This window comes from Corynebacterium sp. HMSC27B11 (genome assembly GCF_001815985.1).
Lineage (GTDB): Bacteria > Actinomycetota > Actinomycetes > Mycobacteriales > Mycobacteriaceae > Corynebacterium.
In genome coordinates this window covers 39,834-53,562 of record NZ_KV823561.1, presented here as the reverse complement: position 1 = coordinate 53,562, position 13,729 = coordinate 39,834, and the positions used below count along the sequence as shown (strand labels likewise).

Below are 13,729 nucleotides of genomic sequence, written 5' to 3'. Positions count from 1 at the left end.
GAAGCGCCACAATCAGCAGACATCGACAATTATTGGCTTTAAGCCGGGAGGCATGCAGTGCAACACGGCGGACCCACCTCTGAGGCGGCCCAACTCACTCAGTTCGTCACCCTGTGGCTGAACGAGAACGTGGACCGTCTGATCGAGTGGCGGCGCCACCTGCACCGGAATCCGGAACTCTCCCACATGGAGGACGGCACCACCGCCTTCATCATGGGGATCCTCCGCGACGCCGGCCTTACACCGCAGGAGATGACCTGCAAGGGAGCCACCGTCGACATCGGGCCCGACACCGCACCAATGATCGCCTTCCGCGGGGACATCGACGCCCTCCCGGTCACCGAAACCACCGGCCTCGAGTTCAGCTCCACCGTGCCCGGCGTGATGCACGCCTGCGGCCACGACATGCACACCACCATCCTGCTGGGGCTCATGGTCGCCCTGGCTGCCTACGTCGAGGAGTACGGCGAGGACGCCCTGAGTGTGCGGGTGCGTGGCATCTTCCAGCCCGCCGAGGAGGTTCTGGACGGTGGGGCCAAGGACGTCATCGCGGCCGACGCCCTGCGTGGGGTGAACCAGATCTTCGCGGTGCACTGCGAACCGAAGCTGCGCTGCGGGCAGATTGGTGTGCGCGTGGGTGCGATCACCTCGGCCACGGACGTCATGGAGATCGTCCTGCGCGGCCCCGGCGGCCACACCTCGCGCCCGCACCTGACCGCGGATCTCATCAACGCCGCTGGCCTGGTCGTCACGATGCTGCCGCAGCTGCTGAGCCGGCGGGTGGACCCACGTAGCGGCACCGTCGCCGCCTTCGGCTCGATCCACGGCGGCCAGGCCTTCAACGCGATCCCTGAGGAGGTTCGTCTCGTTGGGTCCTTCCGCACCGCGGAGGTCGGGGTGTGGCGCGAAAGCGAGGCGATCGTCCGCGAGCTGCTGGACGAGATCGTCGCCCCGACGGGCGCGACTGCGGAGCTGCACTACACGAAGGGCGTGCCGCCGGTGACCAACGACGACGTCGCGACCGCGCTGCTCGCGCAGTCCGTGCGCAACGTCGATCCGCACTCCCTGGTGGAGGCGCCGCAGTCCAGCGGCGGGGAGGATTTCTCCTGGTACCTGGAGCACGTGCCGGGCTCGATGGCACGCCTGGGAACGTGGACCGGCGAGGGGGAGAAGCCGGATCTGCACCGGCCGAATATCATCTTCGACGAGCGCGCCCTGGGTATTGGTGTCCGGCTCTTCGCCGGGGTCATCGACCAGTTCCGTCCCTAAGCGGAGCCCTGCGCTGTGCTCCGCGCCGGAGAGACGGCGCGACTGGGCTGGAGTCAGCGAGGGGTAGTGGCGCGGGACGCCGGGGGAGCATCAACCCACGGGGCAGTCTTAACGGTTGAGGCGGCGCTGCTGGCGTAGCTGGCGAACGGCGTGGCGCTGTTCGCGCTCGAGCTGCCGATTCGTCGGCATGTACCACGACTCCGGGCCAATCTTGAGCATGTACAGCAGGATCGCCATGACGGGGATGATCCACATGAACCAATCCGAGACGGTGGTCAGCATGAGTGCGCTGACCACGGAGAGTGCCATGATCCCGCCGCGGATATTGCGCCCCCGCTTGGAGGCCACGGCGACCTCCTCGGCGGTATACACCTGCCTGCCATAACCCGGCACCGCAACCACCTGCGATGGCTGCGCCTGGTCGCCGCGTGGGATGCGGGGGAGATCCAGGAAAACCTCCGAGAGCTCGCCATGCACCCTGGCGTTGGCGATGTGGCGGCAGCGTTCGTCGTACTCTGAGATGTCTAGCCGGCCCGCCTCGAGGTGCTTCGAGAGCAGGTCCATGGCCTCTTCGCGCTCCTTATTCCCGATGCGGACAGCGCTGCGGGGATCGGGCCGCGAACCGTGTTCCCCCGGCCGGTTCTGCGGGTCATTCGAAAAAGTCATATAACGAGCCTACGCTTTCGTGGCCCAGTCGAAGGTGCGTTCCACAGCCTTATTCCACATGCGGTAGAGCTCGTCCCGCTCTTCTTCGGAAGCCCGCGGGGTGAAGGTGTGCTCCTCCTGCCACAGGCGCCGGATTTCCTCCTCATCCCGGAAGAAGCCCACCGCGAGGCCCGCGGCATAGGCCGCACCCAGGCAGGTGGTCTCCGTGATTTTCGGGATCGTGACGCTCACGCCCAGCTGGTCGGCCTGGAACTGCATCAGCAGGTCGTTTTCCACCATGCCGCCGTCAGCCTTCAGGCTGGTCAGCGGGACGCCGGAGTCCGCGTTCATCGCCTCGACGACCTCCCGGGTCTGGAAGGCGGTGGCCTCCAGGGCGGCGCGCGCGATGTGGGCTTTCGTCACGTAGCGGGTCAGTCCCGTGATCACCCCGCGCGCCTCGGGCCGCCAGCGGGGCGCGAGCAGCCCGGAGAAGGCGGGGACCACGTAGCAGCCACCGTTATCCGCCACGGAGCGGGCGAGGGGCTCGATCTCGTCGGCGGTGTTGAAGAAGCCCAGGGAGTCGCTGAGCCACTGCACCAGCGAGCCGGTCACGGCGATGGAACCCTCCAGCGCGTACTTCGGGGGCTGATTCCCCAGCCGGTAGGCGATGGTGGTGATCAGCCCGTGCTTGCTGCGCTGCGGCTCGTCACCGGTGTTGAGCAGCAGGAAGCTGCCGGTGCCATAGGTGGACTTCGCGTCCCCCGGTTCCAGGCAGGCCTGCCCAAAGGCAGCGGCCTGCTGATCGCCGAGGATGCCAGCGATCGGCACGCCCTGCACCGGGCCGGAGCGGCGCACCCGGCCGATGACCTCGCTGGAGGCGACGATCTCCGGCAGCAGGGACATCGGGATGTCCCAGATCTTGCAGAGTTCCTCGTCCCACTGCTGGGTGGAAAGGTCCATCAGCATGGTGCGGGAGGCGTTCGTGACGTCGGTGACGTGCTTGGCGCGCTGGCGTCCTGCCTTGGCCCCGGAACGGCGACCGGAACGGGAAAGGGAGGACCGGGTCAGCTCCCAGATCACCCAGGTGTCGATCGTGCCGAAGGCCAACTCGCCGCGCTCCGCACGCTCGCGGGCGCCGTCCACGTGGTCCAGGATCCAGCGGATCTTCGACGCGGCGAAGTACGTCGACGGCGGCAGGCCGGTGCGCTCTTCGATAAGTTCCCGCTCCTCGTCGGTGAGAGCGTCGACGAGGTCGGAGGTGCGGGTGTCCTGCCAGACGATCGCGTTGTAGATCGGCTCGCCGGTGGCCCGGTCCCAGATCACCGTAGTTTCACGCTGATTGGTGATGCCGACGGCCGCGATCTCCTCCGGGGTGATGTCCTCGGAGGCGGCCGCGTCGGCTATGACACGGCGGATATTGAGCCGGATCTCCTCCGGGTCGTGCTCCACCCAGCCCGGCTGCGGGAAGATCTGCTCGTGCGGCAGCTGGCTGCGACTCGCGATCTCCCCGCGACCGTCGAAAATGATGCAGCGCGTGGAGGTCGTCCCCTGGTCGATGGAGAGGACGAATCCCCGACGGGAGTTGGTCAGGCGGGCGTACTGCTCAGCGACCTGGTTGGAAAACTGATTCGCGAGGGTGTCCATCGTGTGCGGCTGCGGGACCTAGCGATTTTCCCGACCGCGGAGAACTGCGGACACGACGAGCAATGCGATACCGCTGCCCACGCCGATCATCGAGATCCAGCGGAGGGTATTCAGCGAGCCGCCGGACTTGGCGGAGATGTAGTTCTTCCCCTCGTTGCACTCGATGTGCGCGCCCTGGATGTTCTCGGTGAACTCCACCCGGGCGTACACTCCCTTGACCTTGGTGAACGGCAGGGAGACGTCCTTGATCTTGACGTCCTCGTCGGTGAGGTCCTCCAGGTCCTTGACCTTGTCGTGGATGGGCTTGCTGCCTGGGCCGAAGAAACCACAGGCGGTGGCCTCGAGGGCGTCCTTATCGGCGAGCAGGTAGTAGGAGGTGTCCGCCTTCACTGCGGTGGGGTGATCCTCGGAGAATCCCTTGACGGAAGAGAGGCTGACGATCCACGTGATCGCGCCAATGACCAGGAATACGGCGCCGATGATTCCCAGCAACTTGGGGGAGACCCGTCGCGTGTCGCGGTCGTGCTCTTCTGCCTCGGTGGACGTGTCGGGCACCAGGTCCGGCTGGTCCGTGGGGTCGAGGTGGTTATCGTTCATAGTTATGAAACTCCGCAAAACAGGGTGGGCACCGGGAACAAGCGAACCATGCCGCGAACTCAAAGCCACGTTCGCAGCCAGAAGCGCCGCCCCCAAGGGCATAGGCCAGGCCCCAGCACTGGGTCGTGGGTGACCACTGGCATGGACCAGATCTACCAATCCATTCTAAACAGACCCCCATGCCGGTGGGTAGCTCACCCTTACTCTCGCGCCCGGTGTTGCCTGGCGAACTCTGCCGGAGGAGCCGGGATCGGCCACGCCGAAGAAAGGCGGGAACGGCAGTGCGGAAGAGGTCGGGGGCGGGGTAGCGGGTTAGTCGTCGAGAATCTCGAAGAGCGCCTGGTTCTTCGTCACGCTATCGCCCGGGGCGATCGCGAGTCCGGTGACTACGCCCGACTTGTGCGCTTGCAGGGCGTTTTCCATCTTCATGGCCTCCAGCACCAGCAGGGTATCGCCCTCGGCGACACGCTGGCCCTCCGAGACCTCGATCTTCACGATCGTGCCCTGCATCGGGGCGGCCACGGTATCGCCGGTGATGGCGGCCTCGCCCGCGGCGGCGCGGCGGCGAGGGGCCCGCTTCGTGCGGCCTCCAGCGGCCATCAGCTCGCCCGGGACGGTGATCTCCACGCGGCGGCCCTCCACCTCGACGGTGACGCGCTGGCGGGGCAGCTTCTCCTCGCCGCCCGCCGCTGCGGATGCGTCCTCCGTCGACTCGGGCAGGGAGCCGTCCCACTCCTCTTCGATCCAGCGGGTGTAGACCTTGAAGCCATCCTCCGCGGTGAAGTCCGGGTTGTTCAGCATCTGCTGGAAGAAAGGGATGACCGTCGGCAGGCCAGCAACCTGAAACTCCCGCAGTGCACGCTTCGAGCGGGCGATGGCCTGCTCGCGGTCCTCGCCCCACACGATGAGCTTGGCCAGCATGGAGTCGAACTGACCGCCGATGACGGCGCCTTCCTCGATTCCGGAGTCCATGCGCACGCCTGGGCCGGACGGCTCGCGGTAGGCGGTGATCATGCCTGGGTTTGGCATGAAGTTATTGGCTGCGTCCTCGCCGTTGATGCGGAACTCGATGGCGTGGCCACGCAGCGTCGGGCGGCTGGTCCGGGACAGTGGGCGGCCTTCTGCGATGCGGAACTGCTCGCGCACCAGGTCCCAGCCGGTGATCTCCTCGGTGACGGGGTGCTCGACCTGCAGGCGGGTGTTGACCTCCAGGAAGCTGACCAGGCCGTCGGAGCCAACCAGGTACTCCACGGTGCCCGCGCCCTGGTAACCCGCGGCGCGGCAGATCTCCTCGGCGGACTCGTAGATCCGGCGGTTTTGCTCGGCGGTCAGGAACGGGGCTGGAGCTTCCTCGATGAGTTTCTGGAATCGGCGCTGTGTAGAACAGTCGCGGGTGGAGGCGACCAGGACGTTGCCGTGCTTATCTGCCATGACCTGCGCCTCCACGTGGCGGGCGCGGTCGAGGTAGCGCTCGACGAAGCACTCGCCGCGGCCGAAGGCTGCGATGGCCTCGCGGGTGGCGGAGTCGAAGAGATCTGGGATCTCCTCCATCGTGTAGGCGACCTTCATGCCGCGGCCACCGCCACCGAAGGAGGCCTTCACGGCAACCGGGAGGCCGTGTTCCTTGGCGAACTCCTCGACCTCGGCGGCGCTGGAAACGGGGTGCTTCGTTCCCGGTGTCATGGGAGCATCGACCATCGCGGCGATCTGGCGTGCGGTGACCTTGTCGCCGAGGCGGTCGATGGCCTCCGGCGGCGGGCCGATCCAGTTCAGGCCAGCGTCGATGACGGCGCGGGCGAAGTCCGCGTTCTCTGCGAGGAAGCCGTAGCCGGGGTGGATGGCATCGGCGCCGGACTCCTTGGCCGCGGCGATCAGCTTGTCGATGTTCAGGTAGCTCTCGGCGGAGGTCTGCCCGCCCAGCGCGAAGGCCTCGTCGGCCATGCGGACGTACGGGGCGTCGGCATCCGGCTCGGCGTAGACCGCGACGGAGGCGATGCCCTCGTCCTGTGCGGCGCGGATGATGCGGATCGCGATTTCGCCGCGGTTGGCGATCATCACCTTCTTGATGGGGGTGATGCCCTCGGAGCTGGCCGTCGCAGCAGCATCTTGAGCTGGCGCGCTCGACACCTGATCCGTCTTGGCCGTCACGACGTTAACTCCTCCAATGTGGGTCCTCTTTGAACTCATCACCCTACCGCTATTCGTTTCCGAATTGTTACCTGGCACGCGGTGTTTTGCTCAAGCTCTACTGAACTGGGGTGGGGCTGACGTGCCCTCACAAGCCAACTATGAATTCTCTCACTCGCTGGCTTTAGGGAAAGTGCTTCGCGTGTCTGCTGTGCAGTCTATTATTTTCGCCAAGCTAAGGAGTTGTGAGGAGGCTCATAGTGAAAAACCACGTTGTCCGTACCCGAAAGTCTGCCGAAGAGTTCCCGAGGGAGGAACATCTGGCGTGGAAGATCGCGACGATGGCTGCCGACCCCGTCGCCGTCGACGAGGACGTCGAGGAGATGGTCGTCAACCGCGTGATCGACAACGCGGCCGTCGCGGTGGCCTCGGTGCTGCGCCGCCCGGTGTCTTCCGCCCGCGCCCAGGCCCTATCGGTCGGCCGTCCGCTGCAGGGGGAGGGTGCGACCGTCTTCGGTGTGACGGACAGGGTCTCCCCGGAGTGGGCGGCCTGGGCCAACGGGGTGGCGGTGCGAGAACTGGACTTCCACGACACCTTCCTGGCTGCGGACTACTCCCACCCGGGGGATAACATCCCCGCCGTGCTCGCGGTCGCCCAGCACCGCGGTGCGGACCTGGGGCTGACCGGCAAGGACGTGGTCCGGGGGATTGCCACGGCTTATGAGACCCAGGTCAACCTCGTGAAGGGGATCTGCCTGCATAAACACAAGATCGACCACGTGGCCCATCTGGGTCCGGGTGTGGCTGCGGGCCTGGGTACCCTGCTGTCGCTGGATCCGGAGCAGATCTACCAGGCCATCGGCCAGGCGCTGCACACCACGACCGCGACCCGCCAGTCCCGCAAGGGAGAGATCTCCAGCTGGAAGGCCCACGCCCCAGCCTTCGCCGGGAAGATGGGTATCGAGGCAGTCGACCGTGCACTGCGCGGGGAGGGGGCGCCCGCCCCGATCTGGGAGGGCGAGGACGGCGTGATCGCCTGGCTCCTGGACGGGCCGGAGGGCGAGTACACGGTTCCGCTGCCGGAGCCGGGGGAGCCCAAGCGCGGGATCATGGACACCTATACCAAGGAGCACTCCGCCGAGTACCAGTCCCAGGCACCCATCGACCTGGCCCGGCGCATGCGCGATCAAGTCGGCGACCTGAGCCAGATCGAATCCATCGTGCTGCACACCAGCCACCACACGCACTACGTCATCGGCACCGGCTCCGGAGACCCGCAGAAGTTCGACCCGCACGCCTCGCGCGAGACCCTCGACCACTCGGTGATGTACATCTTCGCCGTGGCTCTCGAGGACGGCACGTGGCATCACGAACACAGCTACGCCCCGGAGCGGGCGCAGCGGCCGGAGACCATCGAGCTGTGGCGGAAGATCTCCACGGTGGAGGATCCGGAGTGGACCCGCCGCTACCACTCCGAGGACCCCGCGGAGAAGGCCTTCGGGGCCCGCGCGGTGATCACGCTGAAGGACGGCACCGTCATTGAGGACGAGCTCGCCGTCGCCGACGCGCACCCGTTGGGCGAGCGTCCTTTCGAACGCGCCAACTACGTCGAAAAGTTCCGGACTCTGGCGGAGGGCGTCATCGACGAGGCGGAGCAGAACCGCTTCCTGGACGCAGCCGAAAAGCTGCCGGCGATGAGTGCTGCGGAATTCGGGGAGCTCAACATCCGATTCTCAGCGGACACCCTGGGTCGCGCGCCGCAGATCCCGCGGGGCATCTTCTAGCGCGCAGCGGAACCTCGACGGGCGCGGAGGACGGGCGCGGAGGGGCCCGAAGACCAACAGCAACCGATTCCACGCAGCGCCCGAGCCGCAAGCACCAAAGCCCAAGAGCACCACCTGAGCCACAGCAACGAGGAGCAAAGGAGCTTCCACCATGAGCACGAACACGCAAAACGCCAACGCCCAGAACAACGCAGCCGAGCAGCCGGAGGTCCGCAAGGGGCTCTACGGGGTGGTCGCCGACTACACCAGTGTCTCGAAGGTCATGCCGGAGACGAACTCGCTGACCTACCGCGGCTACGCCGTCCAGGACCTCGTCGAAAACTGCACCTTTGAGGAGGTGTTCTACCTCCTGTGGAACGGCGAACTGCCCACCGAAGAACAGCTGACCGAGTTCAACAAAGCAGGCCGCTCCTACCGCAAGCTCGATGCCGGGCTGATCTCCCTGATCCACTCCCTGCCCACCGACTGCCACCCCATGGACGTCATGCGCACTGCGGTGAGTTACATGGGGACCAAGGACCCGGAGCACTTCACCCCAGACCGGGAGCACATCACGCACGTCGGCCACAACCTGCTGGCCCAGCTGCCGATGGCCATGGCCATGGACATCCGCCGCCGACAGGGCGAGGATATCGTTGCCCCGGACCCGGAGAAGGGGGTGGCGGAAAACCTGCTGGCCATGGTCTTCGGCAACGGGCCGGACTCGCCGGCGAGCAACCCCGAGGACGTGCGGGACTTCGAGAAGTCGCTCATCCTCTACGCCGAGCACTCCTTCAACGCCTCCACCTTCACCAGCCGCGTCATCACCTCGACCCGCTCTGACGTGTACTCCGCGATCACCGGCGCGATCGGCGCACTGAAGGGGCCACTGCACGGCGGTGCCAATGAGTTCGTCATGCACACCATGCTGGAGGTCGACGACCCGGCGAAGGCAGAGGAGTGGGTCAACACGACCCTCGATAACAAGGAGCTCATCATGGGCTTCGGCCACCGCGTCTACAAGAACGGGGATAGCCGCGTGCCGAGCATGGAGCAGTCCTTCCGCGCGCTGGCCGAGCGCCACGACGGGGCCAAGTGGGTGGCGATGTACGAGAACCTCGCCGCGGCAATGGACAAGCGCACCGGGATCAAGCCGAATCTCGACTTCCCGGCCGGCCCCGCCTATTACCTACTGGGCTTCCCGGTGGACTTCTTCACGCCACTATTCGTCATCGCCCGCGTGGCGGGGTGGACGGCACACATCGTGGAGCAGTACGAGAACAACTCGCTGATCCGCCCGCTGTCGGCCTACAACGGGCCTCAGCAGCGGAAGGTCGTGCCGATCGCCGAGCGAGGGTGATAGGCAGGGCACACCGCGACGTTGGGAACCCGGCTAGCCCCCGAAGCTGATGCCGGTGGCGCGCCGGGGCGATGACCGTATCAGCCACCCTGGCCGGGGCTAGCGGTTCCAGAAATCCGAGACGCTGAGCCCGAAGTGCTCCAGCGCCTGGCGCACCAGCGGCAGGGATAGCCCGATGACGCTGGAAGGATCCCCCTCGATGCGGTCGATGAACCAGCCGCCGAGGGCCTCCAGCGTGAACGCGCCCGCGCAGCCCCAGGGCTCGCCGGAGGCGGCGTAGGCCTCGATGTCCTTATCGCTGGCATCCGCGAAGAACACACTCGTGGCCGAGGAACCCTCGAACCAGTGCCCGTCGTGGTAGATCGCGTGCCCGGTGATCAGCTCCGCCCGTTTGCCCCGTTGCTGCTGCCAGCGGCGCACGGTCTCCTCCGCGGTGTGCGGCTTTCCCTGCAGCTCCCCGTCGAGCAGCAGCATGCTGTCCCCGCCAATCAGGACGTCGCCCTCGCCCAGCTGGAGCCCATCCTCCAGGACGGCATTCGCCTTGGCCTTGGCCAAGTGGCAGACCTTTTCGGCGGGGGGGGGGGTACGCCCCTGGCTCGCGGCCTCGTCGATCAAACGCTGCATCGCGGCGTCCTCGTCCACACCGGAGACCTGGACTACTGGCTCCACCCCGGCGCTGCGCAGGATGGAGAGCCGGGAGGGGGAGGAGGACGCCAGCACGATGCGTGGGGTGGCCTGGGAGTCAGGCATGTCTCGCTCCTTGAAAGGGACGGGAGTTAAGTATCGGTGTGCCGCCGCCGCGATGAGCGGCAGCTAGGCCTGCGGCAGATTCGGGCTGCGGAAGCCCGCCGGATTCGGCTCCGGGGCATTGGGAAAGGGCTCGCCCGCGGAGCCATACCAGCCGCGGGTGTTCGGCTTGGCGCGGCGGCGCTCTTCGGCCTGCTCGGTGAGCTCGCCCACCAGCTGTTCGAGGGCCTGGCGCTGGACGGGCGTGGGATTGCCCTTCACCACCTCGACGGCGGCCTGTGGCTCCGCCTGCGGCGCCTCCTTCTCAGCCGACGCGGCACCGGTGCGGTGGGTCAGCCGTGCGCTGGTGAGCTCTGTTGGCTGTGTCTTGCGGCGGGCGCGGGAAAACTTTCTGCTCATTGATGCTCCAAACGTGTGCTTGGCGGGGGCTCGGTGGGCAGCGGGGCGCTAGAAGGTGACGATGCTGTGCTTGCGCGGGTAGCCGTCCTCAACCTTGCGCTCCAGCAGGGCGAGGCCTTCCACCAGCTTCTGGCGGGTCTCACTCGGCGGCAGCACCGCATCGACCAGCCCGCTCGCCGCGGCCTCGTAGGGATCCTGGGCGCTTGCCTCGTCCGCGCCGATCTCGGCGGCGAAGGTATCAGCGTCCGCCACCGCAACCTCCGCGGTCGGCCACGCGAAGACCAGGTCCGTGCCCATCCGCTTCGCAGCCAGGGCCAGGTAGGCGGCGCCGGTGGCCTTGCGGGTGATCACCGTGATCTTGCCGACCGATGCCGCAGCCGTGGTGTGGAAGAGCTTCGCGGTGCGGCGGATCACCGGCGCGTCCGCCTCCTCCGGCAGGAAGCCCGGAGCGTCGACGAAGGAGACCAGGGGCACGTTGAAGGCGTCGCAGAGCTGGATGAAGTAGCTGACCTTCTCCGCGGAGTCGATGTCGATGCCACCCGCCTTGACGGTGGGCTGGTTGGCGATCACGCCGACTACGCGACCTTCAAGGCGGGCGAAGCCGGTGATGATGTTCGGCGCGAAGCCCAGGCTCAGCTCCAGCAGGCTGTCCTCGTCCAGGACTGCGGCCAGCACATCGCGGACGTCGTAGGTTTCGGACCCGGAGTCCGGGATCAGGTGGTTGATCTCGTGGACCAGCGCGGCAGCGTCGGCACCCTCCTCGGCGCGGCGGTTCGCCAGCTCGGTGTTTACAGGCTCCGTGGCCGGTGCGATCGCCCGGTTATTGGAGGGCAGGTAGGTCAGAACGTCGGCCACCGTGTCCTGTGCGGCGGACTCGTCGGGGACCACGATGTGGGCGGTACCAGTCTCCTGCGCCTCGACCACCCCGCCGGGGTTGGCGTCCATAGACAGGGAACCCTGCCCGTCGATGGAGATGACGACGTCGGACATCGCGATCCCGTGCACCTGCACGCCACGGCACTCGCCGGCGACGACCGCGATCTGCGGGATCACGCCGGAGGCCTGGGTCTGCAGGCGCAGGATGCGGGAGTACATGTCCAGGGCGATGATGCCCTCCTTGAGACGGGCGCCCGCACCCTCGTAGAAACCGATCACCGGGGTGCCGGACTTCAGCGCCAGCTCCAGCACCTTAATAATCTTCGCGCCGGTGGTCTCGCCGATCTTGCCCTCAAAGAGGGTCGCATCCTGCGAGAAGATACAGACCGGGCGGCCGTCGATGGTGCCGTGGCCGGTGACCACGCCATCGGTCAGCGGGCGTTCCTTCTCCAGGTCGAAGGCCTTGGAGCGGTGCCGGGCCAGAGCATCGATCTCCACGAAGCTGCCATCATCCAGTAGCGCTTCCACCCGTTCGCGGGCAGTGAGTCGACCGGCGCTGTGGACCGCCCGCACCGCGTCCTCCCCGGCAGGTTGGCGGGATTTCGCCAGGCGATCCTGGAGGTCCGCGATCTTTCCGGCCGTGGTGGACGTGTCATTCTGAGGATTCATGGCACACAGTCTAGATCATGCAGCGGGTCAGTCCCTATGCCACACGAGCTGGGTGGCTGAGGATGGCGGGGTGTGTCCGCGCCGTGTTCTAACATCAAGGGCATGCAAACTTCCCGTGTTCTTCTCGACGCCGCCACCTTGCGCGAGGTGCTGCCCGCCCTCGGCTGTGGGGCCGTGGAGGTGCTCGATCAGACGACGAGCACCAATAGCGTGCTCGCTGAGCAGGTCCGGGCGGCGCTGGCGGCAGGCGAGGAGGTGCCGGAGTTCTCCGTGCTCTTTGCCGAGGAGCAGACGCAGGGCCGGGGGAGGCTGGACCGGGCGTGGGGTGCGCCGCGTAGCAGTCAGCTGATCGTCTCTGTTGCCGCTCGACTGCCGGGGGTGGATGTGGCGACCCGGCTGGGGCTGTTGCCACTGCTGACCGGTGTCGCGGCGGTGGACGCGGTGCGCGCGGTGAGCCGGGCAGCTGGTGCGGAGGTCCCGGCGGAGCTGAAGTGGCCCAATGACGTGATGGTGGACGGCCGGAAGCTCGGCGGGATCCTCGTGGAAGCCGTGCAGCTTGAACCCGAACCGATCGTGGTGATCGGCCTGGGGCTGAACGTGGATCTCCAGCGCTCGGAGCTGCCGGTGCCGCATGCGACTTCCCTGGTTCTGGAGGGCATGCCGGGCGACCAGGAGTCGAGCGAGGGCGGCCCAGCCAACCCCGACATGGCCGATCCGGGTTCGAGCGAGCCAGACCCGGCCGAGCCTGGCCCCGGAGTGCGCACCCGCCTGGCCATCGCGCTGATCGACGAGCTGGTGGGCGGGCTACGCCGCTTCATCCAGCTGGGCGGGGCACCGCAGAGCGTGCTGCCGCGCTACCGACAGGTCGTCGCCACCCTGGGCACGAAGGTCGTGGTCCACCTTCCGGACGGCACGACCACCCACGGCGTCGCCCGAGACGTGGAGGGTACCGGTGCGCTGGTTGTGGACGTCGACGGTGGCGGAGAGCTGGTCGTCGCCGCCGGCGACGTCACCCACCTGCGACCCGCGGAAGGGGAGAGCTGATGGCCTTCGGGAAAATCACCTTCGAACCAGGCGAGCAGATTCTCGCCGAGCTGTGCCCCAACCGTCGCTCCCTGCTCTTCCCCGTGCTGGAGCTGCTGCTGATCACCGGGGTCACCTGGGCACTGATCGGGATGATCGACCACTACCTCGACGCGGAGGCGCTCCGCCTGCTCGGCTATAGCCTCCCCGTGCCCAGCCAGCTGGCGATGCACGTTGGCGAACCGTTCTACGTTGCGGCCCAGTGGGGTCGGCGCGCGCTGGTGGTGCTGTGGCTCTTCCTGGCCTGGCGGCGCTGCGGGCGCCAGATGATCTTCCGCGCCCGCAGCCGGATGATGCTCACCAACGAGCGCCTCATCACCGCCACCGGGCACTGGCGCAGCCAGACTGCCCAGGTGCCGCTGGAGTACATCGTGGACGCTCGGGCGAAGGGCTCCACCGTCTCCGTGTTCGTGATGGGAACCCGCAATCCGATCGTGCTGCGGGACGTGCCCTATGCCAAACGCTTCGTCCGGCTGATCCGCAGTTACACGCGGGCACTATGATTGGCCGTGTGAAAGATTCAGCTCATTCTTCTGCACCATCCGCTTCC

12 protein-coding genes are annotated in these 13,729 nt (G+C 67.0%); 5 read left to right on the top strand and 7 right to left on the bottom strand.

Translation table 11 applies throughout. The features are described 5' to 3' along the window. Nucleotides 1-57 precede the first annotated feature (57 nt). On the top strand, nt 58-1,269 hold the full coding sequence (locus HMPREF3097_RS05665) for an amidohydrolase (RefSeq protein ID WP_070759557.1): 1,212 nt from the start codon (nt 58-60) through the stop codon (nt 1,267-1,269). Nucleotides 1,270-1,377: 108 nt separating this feature from the next. Here the strand turns inward: HMPREF3097_RS05665 and HMPREF3097_RS05660 are convergent, their stop codons facing one another. From HMPREF3097_RS05660 to HMPREF3097_RS05645, 4 genes are all read right to left on the bottom strand, one after another. Further along, nucleotides 1,378-1,935, bottom strand: coding sequence for a DUF1707 SHOCT-like domain-containing protein (locus HMPREF3097_RS05660; protein WP_070759559.1), 558 nt, complete (start codon nt 1,933-1,935; stop codon nt 1,378-1,380). Between the two features lie 9 nt (nt 1,936-1,944). Then, nucleotides 1,945-3,558: a glycerol kinase GlpK gene (gene glpK / locus HMPREF3097_RS05655; RefSeq protein ID WP_070759561.1), complete on the bottom strand. Its 1,614-nt coding sequence runs from the start codon at nt 3,556-3,558 to the stop codon at nt 1,945-1,947. Between the two features lie 18 nt (nt 3,559-3,576). Continuing rightward, nucleotides 3,577-4,155 carry a hypothetical protein gene (locus tag HMPREF3097_RS05650; RefSeq protein WP_070759563.1) on the bottom strand — a complete coding sequence of 193 codons (579 nt, stop codon included), beginning with the start codon at nt 4,153-4,155 and terminating at the stop codon, nt 3,577-3,579. A 312-nt stretch (nt 4,156-4,467) separates the two neighbouring features. Beyond that, complete coding sequence (locus HMPREF3097_RS05645; RefSeq protein ID WP_210398549.1) at nt 4,468-6,210, bottom strand: acetyl/propionyl/methylcrotonyl-CoA carboxylase subunit alpha; 1,743 nt, start codon at nt 6,208-6,210, stop codon at nt 4,468-4,470. A gap of 332 nt (nt 6,211-6,542) precedes the next feature. On the opposite strand from HMPREF3097_RS05645, the gene prpD reads away from it, so the two are divergent. Next, nucleotides 6,543-8,066 carry a 2-methylcitrate dehydratase PrpD gene (gene prpD / locus HMPREF3097_RS05640; RefSeq protein WP_070759567.1) on the top strand — a complete coding sequence of 508 codons (1,524 nt, stop codon included), beginning with the start codon at nt 6,543-6,545 and terminating at the stop codon, nt 8,064-8,066. A gap of 151 nt (nt 8,067-8,217) precedes the next feature. Beyond that, a complete protein-coding gene (locus tag HMPREF3097_RS05635; RefSeq protein ID WP_070759569.1) occupies nt 8,218-9,405 on the top strand; it encodes a bifunctional 2-methylcitrate synthase/citrate synthase in 1,188 nt (395 codons plus the stop codon). A gap of 99 nt (nt 9,406-9,504) precedes the next feature. On the opposite strand, the gene HMPREF3097_RS05630 is transcribed toward HMPREF3097_RS05635, so the two are convergent. The 3 genes from HMPREF3097_RS05630 to HMPREF3097_RS05620 form a co-directional block, all read right to left on the bottom strand. Then, nucleotides 9,505-10,155, bottom strand: coding sequence for a Maf family protein (locus HMPREF3097_RS05630; RefSeq protein ID WP_070761520.1), 651 nt, complete (start codon nt 10,153-10,155; stop codon nt 9,505-9,507). Between the two features lie 63 nt (nt 10,156-10,218). Next, complete coding sequence (locus HMPREF3097_RS05625) at nt 10,219-10,551, bottom strand: hypothetical protein (RefSeq protein WP_070759574.1); 333 nt, start codon at nt 10,549-10,551, stop codon at nt 10,219-10,221. Between the two features lie 48 nt (nt 10,552-10,599). After that, the gene (locus tag HMPREF3097_RS05620; protein ID WP_070759576.1) at nt 10,600-12,096 is read right to left on the bottom strand and encodes an acyl-CoA carboxylase subunit beta; all 1,497 of its coding nucleotides are present in this window, start codon (nt 12,094-12,096) and stop codon (nt 10,600-10,602) included. A 102-nt stretch (nt 12,097-12,198) separates the two neighbouring features. Between HMPREF3097_RS05620 and HMPREF3097_RS05615 the strand changes: the two genes are divergently transcribed. Together HMPREF3097_RS05615 and HMPREF3097_RS05610 are read left to right on the top strand one after the other, a co-directional pair. Continuing rightward, the gene (locus tag HMPREF3097_RS05615; protein ID WP_246818142.1) at nt 12,199-13,140 is read left to right on the top strand and encodes a biotin--[acetyl-CoA-carboxylase] ligase; all 942 of its coding nucleotides are present in this window, start codon (nt 12,199-12,201) and stop codon (nt 13,138-13,140) included. Further along, entirely contained in the window at nt 13,140-13,682 is a 543-nt protein-coding gene (locus HMPREF3097_RS05610; protein ID WP_070759578.1) for a hypothetical protein, read from the top strand. Before HMPREF3097_RS05615 ends, HMPREF3097_RS05610 begins: the two co-directional genes overlap by 1 nt. The last annotated feature ends 47 nt before the right edge of the window (nt 13,683-13,729 follow it).

Bases quoted from the DNA above. Each gene is read 5' to 3' on its own strand.
- HMPREF3097_RS05650 (WP_070759563.1), bottom strand. From the start codon at position 4,155: ATGAACGATAACCACCTCGACCCCACGGACCAGCCGGACCTGGTGCCC.
- glpK (WP_070759561.1), bottom strand. From the start codon at position 3,558: ATGGACACCCTCGCGAATCAGTTTTCCAACCAGGTCGCTGAGCAGTAC.
- HMPREF3097_RS05630 (WP_070761520.1), bottom strand. From the start codon at position 10,155: ATGCCTGACTCCCAGGCCACCCCACGCATCGTGCTGGCGTCCTCCTCC.
- HMPREF3097_RS05615 (WP_246818142.1), top strand. From the start codon at position 12,199: ATGCAAACTTCCCGTGTTCTTCTCGACGCCGCCACCTTGCGCGAGGTG.
- HMPREF3097_RS05645 (WP_210398549.1), bottom strand. From the start codon at position 6,210: ATGATCGCCAACCGCGGCGAAATCGCGATCCGCATCATCCGCGCCGCA.
- HMPREF3097_RS05610 (WP_070759578.1), top strand. From the start codon at position 13,140: ATGGCCTTCGGGAAAATCACCTTCGAACCAGGCGAGCAGATTCTCGCC.
- HMPREF3097_RS05625 (WP_070759574.1), bottom strand. From the start codon at position 10,551: ATGAGCAGAAAGTTTTCCCGCGCCCGCCGCAAGACACAGCCAACAGAG.
- HMPREF3097_RS05620 (WP_070759576.1), bottom strand. From the start codon at position 12,096: ATGAATCCTCAGAATGACACGTCCACCACGGCCGGAAAGATCGCGGAC.
- HMPREF3097_RS05660 (WP_070759559.1), bottom strand. From the start codon at position 1,935: ATGACTTTTTCGAATGACCCGCAGAACCGGCCGGGGGAACACGGTTCG.
- HMPREF3097_RS05635 (WP_070759569.1), top strand. From the start codon at position 8,218: ATGAGCACGAACACGCAAAACGCCAACGCCCAGAACAACGCAGCCGAG.